The following is a 20064-nucleotide window of genomic DNA, read 5'->3' as shown; positions in this document are numbered from 1 at the left end:
CTCCCTGCCTGCTTTATAGCTTTTTTTCAATTCCGTTTCCGTTATATAGTTCAAATTCATCGTGCAGGGTCTTGACTGCAGCAAATGCATCATCTTCCCGCACTACGAAAGAGATATTGTACTGGGAAGAGCCCTGGCTGATCATGATGATATTAATCAGTGAGTTCCCAAGCGCTCCGAATACCCGTTTTGCTACGCCTGGAGTCCCTGCCATACCTGCACCCACGACTGCAACTACACAGACATCTTTGTCTGACGTGATTTCTTTTACGATTCCGCGGTTGAACTCTTCATGCAGGGCTTTTAATGCAGTTTCCACATGTGCTTCACTGATCACGAAAGAGATATTTGATTCGGACGAGCCCTGGCTTATCATAATAACATTAACGCCTGACTTTGCAAGTACTGTGAAGAGTCTTGCTACAGTTCCGACAGATCCTACCATCTCTGCGCCTGAAATATTGATGAGAGCCACGTTTTTGATCAGGCTTACGGCTTTTACTACATTCTTGCACTGGAACTTTTCCGCAACTACGAGCGTGCCAGGTAGCTCAGGCTCAAATGTATTCTTGACACGCACAGGAATGTGTTCGCGCATAGCCGGCTCAATCGTGCGCGGGTGCAGTACGTTTGCCCCGAAGTAAGAAAGTTCCATGGCTTCGGCATAAGAGATTTGCGGGATAGTTTTTGCCTCTGGCACTATTCGCGGATCGGTAGTCATGATACCGTTTACTTCTTTCCAGAGCCAGATCTCGTCGGCTTTCAAAGCTGCGCCCAGAATAGAAGCTGTAAAGTCAGAGCCGCTTCTTCCCAGAGTGGTAATAATTCCTTCTTCGTTTTCTCCGATAAATCCCGTAACTACAAGAATCTGTGTCTCGAGTCTGCATCCAAGCCTCTTATTCACAAGTTCGTAAGTTTTCTCAAGAGGCCTTGCATTCCCGTAATCCGATGATGTTATAATCCCTGCTTCTCCACCTGTGAATTCAGTTGATGAAATTCCAAGGGAACGGATAGCCCCTGACACAATCGGAGCAGCCAGGCGCTCTCCATAAGAGCAAATGTAGTCAATTGACCTTGAAGTAAGCTCACCAAGATAGCAGATTCCGATCAGGGCTTTTTCGAGCTCGTCAATGCGAAGGTCAAGTGTCTGGATAACTTCTTTAGCGACTGTTGGATCATCAATGGCATCCTTCACGGCCTCGTGGTGTTTGTTTGTGATTTCTGTTTTAAATTCTTTCACAAGGGCGACTTTGCCTTTTGTTGAGGCAAAGAGTGCATTTTCCAGAAGCTCATCGGTTACTCCACCGAGCGCTGAGGTTACTACCACGATCTGGTTGCCTTCTTCACGGTACCCCTTTAGAAGCTGGGCAACATGACGGATTTTTTTTCCGTCCCCAACGGAAGTTCCTCCAAATTTCATTACAATTTTCATGATCGGATCACGTTTTGTCGTTAACTGATTATTCTCACACCATTTACTTAAACTGTTGATAATAGTTTTGGTTATCTTCACTGATTATTCAGATTGGAATTAATAGTTCTCCAAAATTTCTGCGGGTTTGCAGATTGCTTTCAATAGCATGATTTTTTTGTAGAGAAAGATATATATCGGCTCTTTCGTCACTTAATACATTTTATGCTGAGAACCTGTTCTGTATAGGATATGGATACTATATTATAACGTTTGTGTAAAATGGATTAGAAATTAATCTCCAGATCAGCACAAAAACCTGCTGGCAAATACCCGATAAATCTAAGTAATCTGGATCTGGTAGAAAATATTATATTTAATTCCCGAGATGAAAGACTAAGATATTTGGAAAGAGATGAAGCAATGAAATACGCTGTACTTATAGGAGACGGAATGGCTGATTACCCAATAGAGAAACTGGGTGGAAAGACCATTCTCCAGGCAGCCCGAACCCCTGCTATGGATTATATCGCAGCCCATGGAAAAATAGGGCTTGCAAAAACGATACCTGATGAACTTCACCCCGGGAGTGATGTCGCAAACATGTCTATTCTCGGGTACGATCCAGCAGTATATTACTCTGGTAGGGCTCCTCTGGAGGCTGCCAGTATGGGTGTTGCTCTTGCATCTGATGATGTGGCTTTCAGATGCAATCTTGTGACTATTGAGCATAGGAGAATAAAAGACTACAGCGCAGGGCATATCAGTAGTGAAGAAGCTAGAATTCTCATTGAAACCCTTGATGCGGAACTCGGTAATGAAGAACTGAGCTTTAATCCGGGAATCAGCTACAGGCATCTTCTGGTCGCCAAAAATAATCTGGGAGCTGAAACAGAGTGCACTCCCCCGCATGATATTACTGGAAAGAAAATTGAGGAATATCTGCCAGGAGGAAAAGACGGAGATTTCTTTTCCGATCTGATGAAAAAATCTATGATCGTTCTTGAACTGCATCCGGTTAATCTGAAAAGGATTGAAGAGGGTAAGAATCCCGCAAATTCAATCTGGGTCTGGGGCCAGGGATATGCTCCGAAGTTTACGCCATTTCAAGAACTATATGGAAAAACTGGAGCAGTTATTTCGGCAGTCGATCTTCTGAAAGGCATTGGAGTTTATGCAGGAATGGATATAATTGAAGTTCAGGGAGCAACCGGTTATCTGGATACCAATTATGAAGGAAAAGCCAGTGCTGCAATCGAGGTTCTGAAAACCAGGGACCTTGTTTTTGTCCATGTGGAAGCTCCGGATGAAGCCGGGCATGAAGGGAGCATTGATAAAAAGTTAAAAGCTGTTGAAGATTTCGATAGCCGAATTGTAGTTCCTATTCTTAAGCATGCGATGGCTTCAGACGAGCCTTTTACAATTCTCGTACTGCCTGATCATCCAACTCCTATTTCCATAAAAACTCATGCTCGAGATCCGGTTCCTTTTGCAGTCTACAGAACTGATAATACGGAATCTGATAGCGCAGAGACTTTCGATGAGGAATCGGCTAAAAAAGGTTCTCTTGGCCTTGTAAAAGCTTCGGATCTTATAGGAATACTTGTGAAGGCTAAATAACTGCTTTTTCTCGTTTTCCATTCGATGCTTCTATTTGTTCAGCATCCTAATTTCCAGAAAATCCTCTGCTCTGGATTTTCGGATTTTTTTTCTTTTATCATACTGGCTCTTTTTTGTACTAAGTTTGTGTGAAATTGCTCAGGAAAACATATATATCCTTTCTCAATATATTCAGAATAGCACATAAAAGCTGTGTTATCATTTTAACTAAGGGGGATTTTTGTATGAGATGGCCTATGAGAAGATCATTATCAGGACCTGCACGCTGGGATCCTTTTGAAGAAATAAGAAGGACACAAGAGCGCCTCAATCAGTTGTTTGAAGACTTTATGCCGATGGAAGAATGGGGAGGCGGAAAAGTATACACTCCTGCTATCGACATTAAGGAAGAAGACGACAAACTTGTAGTTACTACCGACCTGCCTGGCATTAATAAAGAGGATGTTCAGATTAACCTTAAAGAAGACATGCTTGAGATCAGTGCAAAGACCGGGAAGGAAAAAGAGACTGAGGAAGAAGGGTACCTGCGCCGGGAGAGAGCATATACTCAATTTTATAGGACTGTTCGCTTGCCTGCGAGCGTTAAGGAAGAGGGAAGCACTGCAAAAATGGAAAATGGTGTCCTGAAAATAACGCTGCCGAAAATGCAATTGGAAGAGCCGACAAAGAAAATAGCTATTGAGTAAGCTTTTCGAAGCGAAAAGTATAATATTAAATTTAATTTCAGACTGCGAAAGAAAACCGCAGCCTGTCTATTTTGAATTTTTCTTGTTGATTTTCCAACTTCACTCATTCTGATTTTCACTCATTCTGATTTTCACTCACTCTGATTTTTACTCACTCTGATTTTCAATCAATCCGACTCTTAATTTTCATAATCTGGTTCTATTATTTGTTCTGGATGTGTTCTTATCATAGTATTTGGAGTCAGGACATGGCTCCACATGAATCGAAAAGTGACCGTTACTGCCGCAGACCTCTTTTAGCCTGTTTTCTATCTGCGTTGAGATTTCATGTGCATCTACGATATTTAAATCCCGGTCTACCTCAATATGGACATCTGCAGCCATGGCATTCCCTATTTTTCGGGTTTTTAGCTCATGGAAGCCTAAGACACCTTCAGTCGAATCAAGGACTCGTTCAATATTTCTGTAAGTCTCCGAATCAAGCGAAGCTTCCAGCAGTTCATTGAGGTTTTTGTAAGAAACATCAAATGCCACTTTAAAGATAAAGAAACTTAATACAATTGCAGCTAGTGGATCAAGCACTACCCACTTGCCTCCAAGAAAGATCGCGCCTCCTATTCCTAGCATGGTTCCTACAGAGGAGAGAGCATCCGAACGGTGATCCCAGGCATTTGCAATTACCGCATCACTCTTAAGTTCTCGACCGCATTCTATAGTGTAGCGGTATAGCCATTCTTTTAACACAATTGAAATGGCTGCTGCAGCAAGAGCGATTTTACTTGGCTCTGGCAGACTCTCTCCCTGATAAAAAGTAATAACTTTCTGAAGACCGCCCCAGAATATTCCAAAAGCAGCCGCAATAAGTACAAGGCCAATAAATGCGGCAGCTAAAGTCTCAATTTTCCCATGTCCATAATTATGTGTGCTGTCCCTTGGTTTTTTAGCGATTTTTAAACCTACAATCACTGCGATATCAGTTATAAAGTCTGATAGTGAATGAGCTGCATCCGCTATCATTGCTGAACTATTACCAAGGATCCCAGCTGCAAACTTAAAAGTTGTCAATAAAAAGTTTAAAAGCATCGAGACTTTTGTTACATGAGACGCTCGGGAGTACCGTGTATCGTCATTATCCTCATAACTAAAAAGAGTCTCTTTATTTGTATCTCCAGCACTTTCCATAATTTCTCATATTGTCTTTACTATTTGAATATATTTGAGATATTATTCTTTGAGATCTTATATTTCAATATATATTGTTATACTATTAAACCAGAGCATATAAATTAGCAATCAAGAGATATAAGGGTATCTATCACCTGGTTAAGGAGCTTATATGGCTTAGAATCGGTTTTTGCAGGTTTACTCAACTTTAATATTTCGGACACTTATATAATTATCACTCTTATAAAATACAGAATTGAAAAACACCATAGGCTCTCAGCAGTAATGCGGAAAAATATATTTTATTTCCTTTATTTTCTCTTCTTTCTCTCCTTCTTCTCCTTCTTCAGGAAATTCTTTACTTTTTCTGGCTTCAGCCTGTGCAACCTCAGGGTGCTGTTTTAGAAATTCTATTGAATATTTAGTAGTTTCTTTTGCTGATGCTTGAAATGTCTTGTCGATTTCTTCTTTACTAAACTGCCCGTGATAAAGAAGAAGCTGAGTTACCTTTTGCCTGGTGGCTTGAGGGTCTTTCTCATATTCCAGGGCGTAGTACAGCTTACTTATAATTACTCTTAAACTCCAGATTCTGCTTCGTTCGTTGTCCTTTAACTCGAAAGGGATTTTTTCCTTTATTTTTTCTATAATTTCGTTCAGGTCATACTGGTCCATTTTAACACCCTTATAAAAAACAATTTGCAAGCAGATAAAAGCTTTTAAAAGCTCTTAACTTTGCTCCCTAGAGAAACATATTATTGATAACTAAACAAGATCGAAAATAAAGTAAGTTGAGAAATAAAGTAAGTTGGGAAATAAAGTAAGTTGGGAAATAAAGTAAGTTGGAAAAATAAAGTAAACTGAAAAACTAAGGTCTGCCGAAAACAAACATGATATTCTTTGAATAACATGCACAATCAATGAAAGTGCTTGCAGATAGCAGTATTTTCATGCTAATAGGTGAAAAGCGCGGCATCAGGAAATTGTTCTCATCATCTTTTGCTCAGTTGGGGTAACTCTCATCATCGCCGCAAGATAAAGTATATCGGTGGTCTTATTTATGGTTACTGCCTTTACTGCTGCAAATTATTCATTCAATGAATTATGCCCCTATCTTCTGTATCTAATTGCACAAAATTCAGGTACTCTTATTAACTCAAAGCTTTCTGAGGAAAAGACTTGAAATTCGAAGCCATAACCGTTGAGAATATCCCCCTTATACATACTGGGGACAATCTGCCCTCGATCATTTGTGATAATCTGGAACTTCAGGACAGTGACATTGTTATCGTTGCCTCGACCATCGTTGCTAAAGCTGAAGGGGAGGTCTTCAGGCTAGAAGATATTACTCCAGGGAAAATAGCACTTGAGATGGCATCCCGAAACGGAAAAGATGCGAGGTTTATCCAGGCCGTACTTTCCCGGAGCAGGGAGGTGCTTGTGGAAAAGCCATTTATGCTTGTGACAACTCTAGCAGGGCATACCTGCGTAAATGCAGGGGTTGACGAATCAAATATTGAAGACGGATTTTTGCTCTATCCTCCGGTAAATCCAGATGCCAGTGCTTCAAGGCTCGGGCAGGAGCTTGAAAAGTTGAGCGGGAAAAAGTTAAGTGTGATTGTCACAGATACAAACGGGAGAGCTTTTAAAATAGGGCAGACCGGCGCTGCCATAGGAATTTACAAGATGAAGCCTGTAAAGCACTGGATTGGAGAAAAAGATCTCTTCGGAAAAGTCCTTGAGGTTACAGAGGAAGCAGTTGCCGATGAACTTGCAGGTGCCGCAAATCTTCTGATGGGCGAAGGGGCAGGCGGAACTCCCGTAGTTTTAATTCGTGGTTTTGATTATTATTGTGAAGAAGAGACCTTTATAAAGGAAATGTATCGTCCTGAAGAACTGGACGTAATTAAAAAAGGACTTCGCTGCCTTCAAAAAAAAGTTGAATGAAAATAGCTGAATGAAAATAGCTGAATGAAAATAGCTGAATGAAAATAGCTGAATGAAAATAGCTGAATGAAAATAGCTGAATGAAAATAGCTGAATGAAAATAGCTGAATGAAAAGAACCTAATTAAAAAAGTAAACTTCAGAGCTTAGATATTGAGTTAGAAATATCATAACTTCAATTTTATATAATGTTAGAGTCTCGGGAGTTTGATTCCGTGTCTCGACTTACCTGGATGAAAAACAACTTGCTGCAATGTGAAATGGGACTCAATAGTATTAAGAGCGGATCATAGTTAGAATCATTTTGAACCTTTCCAGGGCATGGAGTGAATGGGGTTCGTTGGCAGGCATTATAATCATGTCCCCTTTCTCCAGAACATTTTTATTTCCCGAGATTGTGATTTCTGCCTTTCCAGCTGTTATTTGAACCATGGCGTCAAAAGGAGCAGTATGCTCGCTCAGTCCCTCACCTTTATCGAAGGCAAATATAGTTACGGTTCCGGTATTCTTAAGGATAATTTCTCTGCTTACAACGGCTCCTTCCTGATAATCAATCAAAGTTTCTATCCTTAATACTCTGGCTTTTAATTCTTCAGACATTGTTCCACCTCTTACTCTTCTATAAGTCCATATAGCCTATCTAGCCATCTGACAAATTTTTGAGCGGATAAAATCTAGTCACGCCAGACTTTCGATCTTTTATGATTTCTAGGTAAGGTATCTCCCTAAAGTGTTTTTACGTTCTTTTATATCAAGATCTTAAATAACTGAACCATAAACAGTTAAACTATTTTTAAACTCATTATATAAATATTCTTCTGCAAGCGTGAGAGCAGGAGATTCTTAAACTCAGTAAGTTCAGTTCACGCTTGAAGTCTCGCTTTTTAGTTCAAAAGGTATATATTCCACTTTCACACCCGCGTCCCTAAAAAACTCAAGTGAATCGTTGTCGGGATAGTAAGTTGCGTATACTACTCTTTTGATGTTCGAGTTGATAAGCATTTTTGCGCAAAGGATACAGGGCTGGTGTGTACAGTAAATGGTTGCGCCTGCTATGCTTACCCCATGGATTGCAGCCTGGATAATTGCATTCTGTTCTGCATGCACTGCCCTGCACTTTTCCTGTCTTGTGCCTGAAGGAATCTTTTCCAGATCCCTGATACACCCAATTTCAAGACAGTGGTCCATGCCGCTAGGTGCCCCATTATATCCGGTTGCGAGGATTCTTTTATCTCGTACGATAACAGCTCCCACATTCTTTCGGAGGCATGTGGCCCGTTTGCCTACTACAAAGGCGATTTCAAGAAAGTACTCATCAATTGAAGGTCTTTGGGTCATTATTTTTAATGAACAGTAACTGGTATATATAGCTGTGACGTTAAAGTCTGTACCATTTTTAAGAGTTACTTTTAAGTGGAATAAATTAAACGGTATATAGAGAAGAATTGCTAGAGGAAGAGTTAATATAATCTGTGAGAATACAGAGGTAAAACAAATTAACTTATTTATAACACTAATTTGTTTCTAACATGCTTGTTTATATATACTTATTTATAATATTAAAACATCCAGAACGTTATCCCCCGTTACCTGAACCCGAATAGCAGAGTAAATTCAAGATTTTCAATAAACTTGATTATAAACTTCGTGTTCTGAATTATACATCAGGATTATATATCTGGATGTAATGAGCTGTTCGGATAGGTTCAATAAAATAATAGATACACGCATCCGGAGTATTAAATTATGGCAACAGGTTTGGCCGAAATTTTAGATAATTTCGTGAAAAGTCATGATGACCGCCAGTTGCTGGCCCTCCCCCTTGCGATACTCGCAGTTTCTTTAGCAATACTGCTAGTTTCCTTTGTGAGTAGCGGATCGCCGGTAAAACTGGGAATGGATTTCCAGGGCGGTACTCAGATTTCGATAGAAACGACTGATTCTCCTGCTGTACTTGAAAAAACGTATTCTTCTTACCCCATCACCGATGTCCGGCAGACCGGAAGCAGGGTTATCATGCAGTTTGGGATCATGGATGATGAGCAGCAGCGTCAGCTTGAAAAGGATATTACGAGTCACAAATATTCCAATGTGCAGATTCAGCAAGTTGGGCCTATTTACGGCAAGACTCTGCAGGTACAGGCCCTAGAAGCCCTAATTATTTCCTTTATAGGAATGGGAATTGTGGTATTCCTGCTCTTCAGGACTTTTGTTCCTTCCTGTGCAGTGATACTTTCTGCATTTTCAGATATTGCTATTGCAGCTGCTTTCATGAGAGTTGCAGGGATTGAACTTTCCCTGGGAACACTTGCGGCGTTGCTTATGCTTATCGGTTATTCTGTAGACAGTGATATCCTGCTCACAAACAGGGTAATTAAACGCCGGGGTACGGTAGAAGAGAAAGTTTCCAAGGCGATGCATACAGGTATCACCATGACTACTACAACCCTTGCAGCGCTTGTGTCCATGTACATAGTCTCAACTTTCTCCTATCTTGTCATTTCCTCATTCACACAGATTACTCTGCTTTCGCAGATCTCAATTGTGCTGATTGCGGGACTTATTGCAGACATGATGAATACCTGGCTCCTGAATACGGGAATTTTACGATGGTATGCGATGAAACCCGAATTCAGAGGGAGGTATAACAGATGAGCGACAAAAAAAGCCTTCTTAAAAATCCAAGAGTCATTATCTTTATTTTAATCCTTCTTGGCTCTATAGTGGCTATTCACCCAGGCTATACCCCCGGAAAAGGGACAACTTCTAATCTTAATTTTGGACTTGATCTGGAAGGTGGGTCCTGGCTCCAGATACAACTGGAAGGAGCACTTGCCCAGGTAGATGTAGATTCCGGAAAATTAGTCAGCGGAATTGTAGAGCCTATAATTGGAGCCCCTATTGAGATCACAAAAAATACCCTTGATGCCGGCGGCTCTGCCAATAAATCTGTCACCTTTACAACATCTGGGACTGTCAGCGCATCCCAGCTTGAGTATCTTGGCACGATAAGTGTGGACAAGCTGAGTGGGAGCACAACTCAGGTAACTATCTCTGATACCAGCAAGGAAGGTCTCATCCAGTCGTACCTGTCAAAAGCCCTTGATGCAGAAGTAATGGCCCAGAGTGATGAGGACGGAACTGTCTATGAAATCAGGACTGCAGTCACGGAACAAAAGCTTGAGTCTCTACTGGAAAAGGTTGGAGGTTCGATCCACAAGAACGAAGATGGGACTTCAACCTACGAAGAAGGAGTAAGCACCGATACCAGAGACCTGACAAAGGAGATCCTAAGTGATAAGCTGAACTCTCTGGGTATCAAAGATATTCCTGTAAGAACCGTAGGGGACAAATACATCCTTATTGATTTTGCAGGCATTGACTTGGCAACTGCTAAGGAAATAGCTGAAAAACCTGGGAAGTTTGAGATCCGGATTCAGACAACTGGAAATGAAACCGAACATGTCCTTTACGGCGATTCGATTGTAAGTGTGGGAGTTCCAAGCTTCCATGATGAACAGTGGCATACTCCTTTCACCCTGGATGATGACGGAGCTCGGACACTCCAGAAAGTTGCACTCGAAACCGGAGCAATTGACGATCCTGATTCTCATTACCTGATGATGTATCTTGATGGAGTTGAAATTTATGGAGCTCCTTTAAGTTACTCTGCAGCCGAAAAACTGCGAGAAGGTCCAATTTATTCCTGGGAAGCTTCCACGGGTACTGATGATGCTGCAAAAACCGAAGCTACAGCACTTCAGGTTCACCTTCGAGCAGGAGCTCTTCCTGTCAATGTAGAGCTTGTAGGTTCAGGACATGTGGATGCAGGTCTCGGAGCGCAGTTCAAGACTGCAGCCCTGATTATAGGTTTGATTTCCCTGATTGGGGTGGCAGCCGTGGTTTACTTCAAGTACAGGAGGCCTGAAATTCTGATACCCATGGTTGGAACTTCTACCAGTGAAGTTATCATGATCCTCGGAGTTGCAGCACTGATAGGGTGGCAGCTTGACCTGGCGTCAATTGCAGGTGTTATAGCTTCCATAGGTACTGGGATTGACCACCTTGTGATTATCACAGATGAAGTGCTTTCCGAAGGCAAACTCCCTCCAACAAGGGTTTTTAAATCCAGGATAACAAAGGCTTTTACAATCATTTTAGGAGCAGCCGCCACAAACATAATTGCCCTGTCCCCTCTGGTTGTAATGGGCTTTGGTACTTTGAAGGGCTTTGCAATTACTACCATCATTGGGGTCTTAATTGGTGTGGTTATCGCAAGGCCGGTTTATGGTATAGTAATAAAGGAACTTTTGAACGTAGATGAAAACGGAACTGCAAGCATAACTGAATAAGTATTGAGCGAAAAGTAAAGTTCTTTGAGGTTGATTGGTATCCAGGAGTCAAAAATCAAGGTGGAATGTATGCAGGATCTCTGGACTTTGAAATACAGGGCGGGTACCCTGAAGGAAATGCTTGGAAACGAACATGCTGTAGCCACGCTTTCCGAACTTGCCCAGTCCGGGACTCTTCCCCACCTTATTTTCTACGGCCCTGAAAATTCCGGAAAAACGACAGCAGCTCTTGCTCTTGCCAGACAGCTCTATGGGCGTACCTGGAAAAACAATTTTGCATACTTCAATGCTTCAGATTTTTTTGACCAGGGAAAGCGCTATCTTGTCCGAGACAAGCGTTTCGTGCGTTTTCTGGGTACTGATGACCCAAAGAAAATCTATAAAAGTGTCATTGATATTTTCAAGGAAATTATCAATGAATATGCTGGAATGGCATCGCTGGATGCCGATTACAAGTTAATCTACATCGACAATGCTGAGTCCCTGAATTCTGATTCACAGCATGCTCTAAGGCGAATTATGGAAAAGTACAGTGCAACATGCCGGTTTATTCTTTCCACTACCAAACCTTCCAAACTTATTGCTCCGCTCCGCTCAAGAGGTCTTCAAATTTTTTTCACATATGTTCTGGACACGGTTCTGAAAACTCATCTTGAGAAAATCTGCTGTGCTGAAAAGTTACAGCTTTCGGAAGGCGCATTTGATGCAATCCTTTATTCTGCGAAGGGAAATGTTGCAAAGGCAGTGCAGACTCTACAGCTTGCTTCTTTGGTTGCACAAGATCCTGTTATTACTGAAGAGATGGTGTATGAGGTTACTCTGGGCAGGGATGAAAATATTGACAATTTGCTTTCTGCGGCTCTTGCTGGAGATTTTTCCAGAGGAAGGAAGCTCCTTGATGAGATGATAGTTGAAAAAGGGCTTTTAGGAGTCGAGATTCTTGAAAGGCTTTCCGAAGCTCTCGCAGATTCGGGAGAAGCGGATACAGACATTGCCCGGATTATTGTGAAAATTTCCGAAGCCGATGCCCATCTTAAGGATGCTGCCAATGAGAGAATCCAGCTTGAGAAACTGATCTCTTCTCTTTCCTAATTTTTAGGGTCGTTTTTCCTTCTGCTTTCTTTCGCTGTCTTTTTACTGCTTTTTGTCAATTTTTACTGCTTTTTACTGCTTTTTCTGCCTTTTTGTGTCTTATGTGTCTGTGAAAGCTCGACTCTCTACTGATTTTGTGGTCGAGAATCCTGTTTTTATCTCTACTTTCCTTCCTTTTTAAAATACTATATATATGCTTCTCTTTAGAGTTATCATAAAATAAAAAACTACTTATATTTTAACCATTTAATCAAAATTAACATGGTAAATTATATATACAATTAGCTTTTATTTTTTATTGTAGATAGGCCAGAATCTCAAGCTTCTAAGGAGTTAAGGGGCTCCGTTACACTTTTTAAACGAGGTATGGACCTTAGGGTTCAGAACATCCAGTGTGATGTGCTGTACTTCCTGAAGGTGGTTCAGAGCCTGGACTTCCTTGAGTATATGCCAGATCGGGCCTTTTCTAAAATCCACAAATAAATCCCTCCATTACTCCCTGAAGAACTCCCTCTTTTCAGGGAGGTCATGCTCACATGGCAGAATAGAATCATGAAGTACGATTGAAAAAGATGATATTCGGCCTTAATTTTAAAAAAGGTTGTCTGCCTGAACGATTCCTTCAGGCAGTCATTCTATTAAACTTTTTTTTCAGTATTTATAGTGCTTTACTGAATGATATAAAATCACAACAAAGAAAGCAACTATCACCAGCAAGAGGCTGAAGAAACCAACAGGGTCCCAGACAAAGCCTATCCCAGATCCTCCTTCTTCCCAGGAAACGAGTACTGCTCCCTGGATTTCTGTAGGAATTACCACACAGGCAAAGGCAAGCACGAAGATAAATAAGATGTCAAAGACTTCTGCCATAATGCTCTTTTCTGCCATACTTCTGTCTCCTCAATCATAATATTTGAACTCGAACATGTGGGTTTTGATTGATTCTCTCACCTTCAGGCACCCTATGGTCTCGATCAAAATGATCAGTCCTATGAAGATTACGTAGAGGTAGAAGAAACCTGAAGCAATCTCCCATGTCTCGGAGAGAATCCTGTATGCTAGAAATCCTTCCACACATATGAGCAAAACAAGCATGCCTACTACGAGAGACGTATCTCCGGTAAGTTTGCTGTGATATTTGCTTTCCAGTGCCTGATCATTCGTCTCCAATGCCCGTCGCCTCCTTCTTAATTCTTCTATTTTCCGATCCTTTGGGTGAGGGCCAGCCCATTTCAGCCCAGTTATTTTCAATGTTTGATTTCTTGTGTTTGTGGCTGAAATAGAAGTACGCAATACCGTAGAATACAAAAGCGAAGATCAGGTTATACTTGTAGCCCCAGAACAGCGTTGAAAGAATCGTAATTGCGATTGAAATTGCAAAATATGCAATATACGGCTGAAGAGGACCTACAAAAGGCCTGACTTTACTTGTAGTCTCCGGGAAGAGTTTTCTGAAGCGTATCAGGGAGAAAGGAATCAAAACGTAGCAAAGCAGCCCCGAAACAATTGAGAAAGTAATTACCTGGTCAAGATAACCGCTGAATGCAAAGCCGATTGCAACAGGCATCGTGAAGATTACTGCTCTGTATGGAGTGTTATACTTCGGATGCACTGCTGAGAACCAGGAAGACACGTAATTGTCTCTTGAGAGCGCAAACCAGGAGCGTGAGGAGTCACAAACGCAGCCGTTTGCACTGGCAACACATGTCAGAAATGTTCCAAGCCCCAGCAGGGCAACAAAGATAAAGATCCCACTGTTCTGTGCAGCCTCAAAAAGCGGATAAACTGAAACTCCAAGTAGATCGGCGGGGATCAGCACTGCACATAAGTAGAGGGTCATTGCTGCTCCTATGAGCAGAGTAATCATTCCAGCCTGCTGTCCAAGAGGCACTGCCCTTGATGGGTGTTTGCACTCTTCTGCGCACATTGCCGCTCCTTCTATCCCTAAGTAGAACCATGGCCCGAATTGTAAAGCTGCAAAGAGGCCTATCATGCCGTTTGGTAGAGCACCCTGCAAAAGGTACTCAGGGTGAATATCCCCTATCCCAAAGGCAGTTGAAAAGAAGAAGGCCAATATTGCAATGAAAGCGATCATGGTCAGGACAAAGTTCAGAGTTAATGCCGCAACAACGCCACGGTAATTAATGAAGGTTAGAAGTGCAATAACAAGCAGAGTTACTGGATAAACCTGCAGCTCCGGGAAGATACTCTGTGAAATGGATGCAACAACAATAGCATCTGCCGCTTCAAGGGCTATATACTCCATATACACCGCAAGTCCCACACTGGCAGCCGCCCCGGGCCCGATAAATAATCTTGCCCAGTCATAGGGTCCTCCTGCAAGTTTGGTTGCTGATCCAAGTTCACTGGCACAGAGGGAGATTATGACATACATTGTTCCTGCAACCAGCATGGCAAGCAAAGACCCGAGAACGCCTCCTTTTGCAACGGTAAAGTTCCAGCCCATGTATTCTCCGACCAGCACGATACCAACTCCTAGAGCCCATACATGGAAAGGCCTCAGAGTTTTCACTAAGCTGGCAGACTCATGTTCAGACATGTCTATCAGCCTCTTCTTTTTGAAACCTTACTGGCATCCAGTAAGACCCAGCCCATCAATCCGAAAGCCAGGAGATATATAAGTCCGTTTATTAAAGTCCAGATATCCATTTTAATATCCCCTTTTTAATACTAAGTTATTATATTTTTTTAGTTATTTTTCAAAAAATCCTTAGCATTTGCAACATGTCTATATAATTGTTTCGCCTGAATGTTGTTAAAAAAATTAGCCAGCGAGCTAACCCGCTGGCTTTTCGTTTCCGTCAGTATATATTTCAGGCTCTGGACTTTCAACTTAGAATACAAGTCCCAGGTCTTCGAGCTTCTTCCTTGCTCCGTCGTAGACCTGCATGTACTCGTCAGTTGGTGTTACGGTCTTTACGTCGTAACATTCCTGGAAGGTCTTTCCTGCTGGTGCGCTTGCATAATTCTTCTCATAGAGTGCTACAAGCTTGTCAAGGATTACATTTACTTCGGAGATTTCTACGCCTGCCGTTGCCCTTGCTACTTCTCCCATCATCCTGGCTTCCATACCTGTGGTCTTGTCGGTAACGACACCCTTTGCTGCGGCTACTCCTGAGAGGATTTCTCTGCCTGATGCTGTGTCTGTTATTGACTGGGCTGAAGCTTCGAGCAGACACATCTCAGTACATGGGCCTGCACATGGGTAATACTGGTTACCTGACAGTATGTCCGTAAATTCGGAAATTGTTGCACATGCCCATCCTGCAATCATAAGGGTTTCCCTGGTGTTGGTTGAACCCCAGCGGATGTGGACTGGGCCGTCAAGGTGCCAGCTTGCACTGCTCATGAGAACAGCGTTAATGTGGGTTGCAACATCTACAATTGTGGTTTCTTCAATTCCGCCTGCATACCCTCCAAAGATGGGCATCTGTTCATCCATAATGATGTCGCTGTTCCCTTTGTAGTGAGCAATAACTGAAATTGCATCAAGGTCGATCTTGAGTTCATTGAGTTGCGAGACCTCGTGGCTGTCCGTACAGGTCATTCCGCCGGCACAGTCAGCGGAAATGTTTCCCTGAGCGGACAGGGAGGTCTCTGGGCCCTAGACAGCCATGCCAGGCCTACCGGCCATGGCGCACGCGTTCTTAATGAGCCTTGTTTCGGTCTTTGCAGCAAGGACTTCGTAAGGGCTTTTTGGAATAGGAGCTTTTCCGCGTACCGAGGTCATGACACCGTTAACGATGGTGTCTACTTCTTTTTCCAGGGCATAGCTCATGTGAACAGGCATAAATACGTCTTCTGAAATTGGAGAACCAGTAGGCCCACCCTGCACGATTGGCTTTGCCTTGTCACCAACACTTCTCTTTCTGACATTAACGGCATCCCTGCCAGTTCCGAGCACGAATTCTTTCTGCACGTTGTTAATTGCATCCCAGATTTCGTCTTCAGTGTATTTTACGATCCTGTGGGTATCGGTACAGTAAATTCCGCACTCAAGGAGCATCTCAAAGCCGGCCTTGAAGAGTTTTTCCATCATGTCCTTGTCTGTTGGGATAAACTCTCCTTTGAAGTCAAGCCCGTACTTCTGCTTGAGTTCCATTGCTTTCATAGGGATCTTCATAAGGTCCCAGTCATCCTGGGTACACTTTTCTCCTACTTTAGCTCTGTCGTAGAAATCATAGCAGTCAAATGATTTTTTAAATGTCATCGTCTTTTGCCTCCAGGATTATTTCATTACCTCAAGTGCTACTTTTGCGGCTTCTGCAGCGTTTTCTGCAGTTGCATCTGCTCCGATTTCGGCAATCCATTTATCAGATACAGGAGCTCCTCCGAACATGCACTTTACACTGTCTCTGAGGTTTTCTTCTCTGAGCCTGTCCATAAGGTCTTTCTGGCCGAGCATGGAGGTGGTCATAAGGGCAGAACCAACAAGAAGAACCTTTTGCCCTTTGTGTTTTGCAGCCTCTTCTACAACGTTTTCATTAAGCACATCAACTCCAAGGTCAACGATCTGGAATCCATTTGCTCCGAGCATAGTGGTAACAAGCCTGTGACCAATGTCGTGAATATCTCCTTCTGCAACAAAGGTGATGGCAAGTCCAGCTTCTTCTCCTTCTTTCTTGTTCTTTTCAAGTTCAGGGGTAAGAACTTCCATTGCATTGCTCATCGCTTTTCCAGACATCATGATCTGAGGCAGGAAAATCTCGGCGGCTTCAAACTTATCACCTACAATTTTCATTCCAACGGAAAGGCCCTTTGTAATAATGTCAAGTGCCGAAATTCCTGAAGCCAGAGCCTCCTTGCATAGCTGTGCGGTACCTGCAACGTTTTGATTTACAATTGCGTCGCGTAACTTATCAAAAATCTCTTGATTTGCCATTTTTATAAACCTCCACTGAGATTCGTAGTTCTTTGCAGCATCGTTGGGCAGTAAAATGTCTCCAGAGTCATTTTCTCGCAAAGGCTTTATGCTTGAACACAGACCCAAGCTCCGCTAGCTAAAAAAGAGCATTTGCATGGGGTTCTTATTTTAGGTTCAGATCCCTCTGCTGCCTTATATTTTTCAGCCATTAGGCGCGAGGATGTTACTTTACGAATTTCTAATTATTTATATTCAAAATTATTCACTGTCATTTGCCATTTTGCCCGAACAGGTTCGGGTCCGTTGTGAATAATTTCTTCTCTTATGACATTGTTACCGGGGAATTTACTTGCCGGAAACTGCAAATTTGTTTCCCAGTCGAATTAGCTTTATATCCCGAATTTCCCAACAGTATGCCTGTTGGAACTGCCTGGAATTGTCCTGAACATTCAAGACTCAATCCCTAAATAAAGATTAAAATTATACTATATAAACGAATACTATATTCCCATTATTTTTTTCTCTTAAATTTTAAAATATGAGCATTAAAGAAAAAATATAAATACTGGAATTTCAAGCCATTGCAATCTCTTTTATATATGCAATCTCCAGCTTCAAAGTCCTGTGCTTCAAATCTGTTTTTATATCTGATCTTCAATATTATTAACCCCAAAAGCAAAAAGTATAAATACTATAATTTGAGGTCGCGGTATTCTTTTTCGAGATCTTCAATCTTCTGCCGCAAGATCCTATGCGGTATATTTTTTAAAAAGAGGTCTTTAACTAATAATTTCATACTTGCGGGCTGAATAATGGTTTCTTCTGAAAAATGCTAGATTGAAGTATTCTAGCTTGAAGAATGCTGGATTGAAGAATGATAAATTGAAATATGCTAGATTGAAAAATGCTAGCTTGATGAATGCTAAATTGAAATATGCTAAATTGAAGAATGCTAGCTTGAAAAATGCTAGATTAAAAAATGCTAGATTGAAGAATACTAGATTAGATGAAAGAAAACAAGCCTGATAAAGTAATTTTTTTGGAAAATTATTAAAAATAAGGCCGGCTTAAGGCCGGCTTATCCGTTTTTAGATTCCATTAATACGGCACACCATCAGTGTCCGATATATTCAGTATCTGAATCTATTTAGCAATGTTTTTAGTATGTGTGGCTTTTTGTGCACTCAATCATCTTTTGAAGATTGACTGTTGGGGTCATACTGACAGTCCCGCAGCCAACGGTGAGTAACCCAACGCCTGCGTCAAGTGCCTTCTTTGAGGCTTCTTCAATCTCCTCAGGAGTTCCGTTCCAGAGCACGGCTACAGGGTCAAGGTTTCCGACAACGATTGCATTTTTCACATTACCGGTTGCGGTCTTGATGTCTACCTTCTGGTCTACGCTGATCCCGTTTACGCCGGTCTTATCCATAATTCCAAGGCCGTTGGTTGTGTTTCCGCAAATGTGAAGCACTGTAGCCACATCGAGTTCCTTCATTGCATCAACTATCTTCTTCTGATAGGGCAGGGCATACTTCTCGTAGAACTCTCCACCAATGAGCTCATAGCTTGCTGTCGGGTCAATGATGGCTATGGTGTCTGCACCGTTTTCAACCATTGCTTTTGCATATGCTACATTGAAGTCCGAGCAGAAGTCCAGAAGCGCGGGGACAATCTCTTCTCCTGTGAAAAGGTTTCCGAACCAGGCATCTCCATTAATATGCTGGGCAAGAGAGAAAGGACCAATCATAGACCCTATAATCGGGAGCTCTTTCCCGTATTTTTCGGAGAGAATCTTGACAGCTTCAAGGATTACTGCAATTCTGCCTTCTTTCAGGTTGTAATTCTTTAATTTCTCCAGATCTTCCAGGTTCTTAACACTGGGTTTAATCACTGAAGGCTGCTGCTTCAGGTCGCCAGCCTTTATACCGCAACCAAAAAATTCAGCTTCAGCTGTAATGTCAAAGGGAACTCTCACAGCTTCAAAACCTACTACGGTATGCGCTGCTTCCGCAAGAGTCGCCATTTTCTCTGCGTCGGCATGGGCTTCTGGCCAGTAGGCTCCGCAAGCTTCCATCTGTTCGACAGTTGCAGTCTGAGTGAAACAGACAGCTGGCATCCTGTCCACCTGCTGTTTCCTTAATGCACGGTACAATCTTTCTTTTGGGGTATATTCTGCCATTTATAATCCCTCTTATGTTTATAGGTGCATAAGATTATGAAAAATACATACTATTTAATAAATATGTATTTATATCCTTTAATTACGGATTATGTTATAAAAACTTATCAATTGAACAGCCGGAACAAGCCGAAAAATCCTTCAAAACAAGTAAATTTGTTTTATTTACATTCGGTGGACGAAATACTTAAAATAGCTGGGAAATTTGAGGCTTTGACTGACATTTTAAATTAAAGAATTGCCTAATATTATATCAAATGATATATAACATTCGAAATCTTATGAGCTACCGTGAAAGAAAAAATACTAGCCTTTGATTGAGAGCAATTGCCATATTAGCTATACTCTTAACACACAGTACTGCCTACCTGGGATATAAATACCTAAGGTATACGATTTTAGTATTTACTCCTTTTTTGCCAAAATCGGATTGTCACTTTTTATATTCATAAACGGATATCTTATACATTATAATAACAGCAAAATTTCATCCATCAAAGATGTATTGCTTTTTTATAAAAAACGTATTTTACGGATTTTTCCACTTTACTGGGCTGCTCTTGCGGTTTTTACTTTCGTTTTTTATGATTATTTCGGCATTCTTTCCTCGCAATTCACTATGTCAAATGCGAGTACGTTGTTTAGCTTCCATAATCTCTTAATACACCTACTAGTGTCAAGACAATTTAAATTTGGTGTTTTTTATATACCTTAAATGCTATATAACTCTTA

Annotated in this window: 19 protein-coding genes and 1 pseudogene; 8 read left to right on the top strand and 12 right to left on the bottom strand. The window is 41.6% G+C overall.

The annotated features are described in order from the left end of the window. Positions 1-13: 13 nt before the first annotated feature. On the bottom strand, positions 14-1432 hold the full coding sequence (locus MSKOL_RS17795) for an aspartate kinase (RefSeq protein WP_048157973.1): 1419 nt from the start codon (positions 1430-1432) through the stop codon (positions 14-16). 402 nt (positions 1433-1834) lie between these two features. On the opposite strand from MSKOL_RS17795, the gene MSKOL_RS17790 reads away from it, so the two are divergent. After that, positions 1835-3031 (top strand): cofactor-independent phosphoglycerate mutase, encoded by a 1197-nt coding sequence (locus MSKOL_RS17790; RefSeq protein WP_048158456.1) that lies wholly within the window; start codon positions 1835-1837, stop codon positions 3029-3031. A 224-nt stretch (positions 3032-3255) separates the two neighbouring features. Continuing rightward, complete coding sequence (locus tag MSKOL_RS17785) at positions 3256-3717, top strand: Hsp20/alpha crystallin family protein (RefSeq protein ID WP_048157972.1); 462 nt, start codon at positions 3256-3258, stop codon at positions 3715-3717. Between the two features lie 186 nt (positions 3718-3903). Here MSKOL_RS17785 and MSKOL_RS17780 read toward each other — a convergent pair whose 3' ends face one another. After that, positions 3904-4899: a cation diffusion facilitator family transporter gene (locus MSKOL_RS17780; RefSeq protein WP_048123202.1), complete on the bottom strand. Its 996-nt coding sequence runs from the start codon at positions 4897-4899 to the stop codon at positions 3904-3906. 258 nt (positions 4900-5157) lie between these two features. Continuing rightward, positions 5158-5553 (bottom strand): hypothetical protein, encoded by a 396-nt coding sequence (locus MSKOL_RS17775; protein ID WP_048157971.1) that lies wholly within the window; start codon positions 5551-5553, stop codon positions 5158-5160. A gap of 504 nt (positions 5554-6057) precedes the next feature. Here MSKOL_RS17775 and MSKOL_RS17770 point away from each other — a divergent pair. Further along, on the top strand, positions 6058-6825 hold the full coding sequence (locus MSKOL_RS17770) for a coenzyme F420-0:L-glutamate ligase (RefSeq protein WP_048157970.1): 768 nt from the start codon (positions 6058-6060) through the stop codon (positions 6823-6825). Between the two features lie 275 nt (positions 6826-7100). Here the strand turns inward: MSKOL_RS17770 and MSKOL_RS17765 are convergent, their stop codons facing one another. Together MSKOL_RS17765 and MSKOL_RS17760 are read right to left on the bottom strand one after the other, a co-directional pair. Then, positions 7101-7424 carry a cupin domain-containing protein gene (locus MSKOL_RS17765; RefSeq protein ID WP_048157969.1) on the bottom strand — a complete coding sequence of 108 codons (324 nt, stop codon included), beginning with the start codon at positions 7422-7424 and terminating at the stop codon, positions 7101-7103. Positions 7425-7682: 258 nt separating this feature from the next. Beyond that, positions 7683-8162, bottom strand: coding sequence for a cytidine/deoxycytidylate deaminase family protein (locus tag MSKOL_RS17760; RefSeq protein WP_048123195.1), 480 nt, complete (start codon positions 8160-8162; stop codon positions 7683-7685). A 408-nt stretch (positions 8163-8570) separates the two neighbouring features. On the opposite strand from MSKOL_RS17760, the gene MSKOL_RS17755 reads away from it, so the two are divergent. The 3 genes from MSKOL_RS17755 (at position 8571) to MSKOL_RS17745 (ending at position 12268) form a co-directional block, all read left to right on the top strand. Beyond that, positions 8571-9479: a protein translocase subunit SecF gene (locus MSKOL_RS17755; RefSeq protein ID WP_048123193.1), complete on the top strand. Its 909-nt coding sequence runs from the start codon at positions 8571-8573 to the stop codon at positions 9477-9479. Beyond that, positions 9476-11176: a preprotein translocase subunit SecD gene (locus tag MSKOL_RS17750; RefSeq protein WP_048123191.1), complete on the top strand. Its 1701-nt coding sequence runs from the start codon at positions 9476-9478 to the stop codon at positions 11174-11176. Before MSKOL_RS17755 ends, MSKOL_RS17750 begins: the two co-directional genes overlap by 4 nt. 69 nt (positions 11177-11245) lie before the next feature. Next, on the top strand, positions 11246-12268 hold the full coding sequence (locus MSKOL_RS17745; RefSeq protein ID WP_048157968.1) for an AAA family ATPase: 1023 nt from the start codon (positions 11246-11248) through the stop codon (positions 12266-12268). 333 nt (positions 12269-12601) lie between these two features. On the opposite strand, the gene MSKOL_RS20575 is transcribed toward MSKOL_RS17745, so the two are convergent. From MSKOL_RS20575 to MSKOL_RS17715, 6 genes and pseudogenes are all read right to left on the bottom strand, one after another. Further along, on the bottom strand, positions 12602-12745 hold the full coding sequence (locus tag MSKOL_RS20575) for a hypothetical protein (protein ID WP_156151141.1): 144 nt from the start codon (positions 12743-12745) through the stop codon (positions 12602-12604). Positions 12746-12919: 174 nt separating this feature from the next. Further along, complete coding sequence (locus MSKOL_RS17740; protein ID WP_048123188.1) at positions 12920-13156, bottom strand: efflux RND transporter permease subunit; 237 nt, start codon at positions 13154-13156, stop codon at positions 12920-12922. Positions 13157-13168: 12 nt separating this feature from the next. After that, positions 13169-13438, bottom strand: coding sequence for a hypothetical protein (locus tag MSKOL_RS17735; RefSeq protein WP_048123186.1), 270 nt, complete (start codon positions 13436-13438; stop codon positions 13169-13171). Continuing rightward, positions 13425-14828: an APC family permease gene (locus MSKOL_RS17730; RefSeq protein ID WP_048157967.1), complete on the bottom strand. Its 1404-nt coding sequence runs from the start codon at positions 14826-14828 to the stop codon at positions 13425-13427. Before MSKOL_RS17730 ends, MSKOL_RS17735 begins: the two co-directional genes overlap by 14 nt. A gap of 294 nt (positions 14829-15122) precedes the next feature. Next, positions 15123-16499 (bottom strand): annotated as a pseudogene (locus tag MSKOL_RS20570) (monomethylamine:corrinoid methyltransferase). An 18-nt stretch (positions 16500-16517) separates the two neighbouring features. Next, positions 16518-17171 (bottom strand): methyltransferase cognate corrinoid protein, encoded by a 654-nt coding sequence (locus MSKOL_RS17715; protein ID WP_048158455.1) that lies wholly within the window; start codon positions 17169-17171, stop codon positions 16518-16520. Positions 17172-17975: 804 nt separating this feature from the next. Here MSKOL_RS17715 and MSKOL_RS19625 point away from each other — a divergent pair. Then, the gene (locus MSKOL_RS19625; protein ID WP_082091188.1) at positions 17976-18179 is read left to right on the top strand and encodes a pentapeptide repeat-containing protein; all 204 of its coding nucleotides are present in this window, start codon (positions 17976-17978) and stop codon (positions 18177-18179) included. A 133-nt stretch (positions 18180-18312) separates the two neighbouring features. Here the strand turns inward: MSKOL_RS19625 and mtbA are convergent, their stop codons facing one another. Next, positions 18313-19332 carry a methylcobamide:CoM methyltransferase MtbA gene (mtbA, locus tag MSKOL_RS17710; protein ID WP_048157966.1) on the bottom strand — a complete coding sequence of 340 codons (1020 nt, stop codon included), beginning with the start codon at positions 19330-19332 and terminating at the stop codon, positions 18313-18315. A 379-nt stretch (positions 19333-19711) separates the two neighbouring features. Here mtbA and MSKOL_RS21705 point away from each other — a divergent pair, with 379 nt between their 5' ends. Next, entirely contained in the window at positions 19712-20047 is a 336-nt protein-coding gene (locus MSKOL_RS21705) for an acyltransferase family protein (protein ID WP_369799553.1), read from the top strand. The last annotated feature ends 17 nt before the right edge of the window (positions 20048-20064 follow it).

Source organism: Methanosarcina sp. Kolksee, from assembly GCF_000969945.1.
GTDB lineage: Archaea > Halobacteriota > Methanosarcinia > Methanosarcinales > Methanosarcinaceae > Methanosarcina > Methanosarcina vacuolata.
Note: the sequence above shows the minus strand (reverse complement) of the source record. Positions and strands in the feature narration are given on the sequence as shown.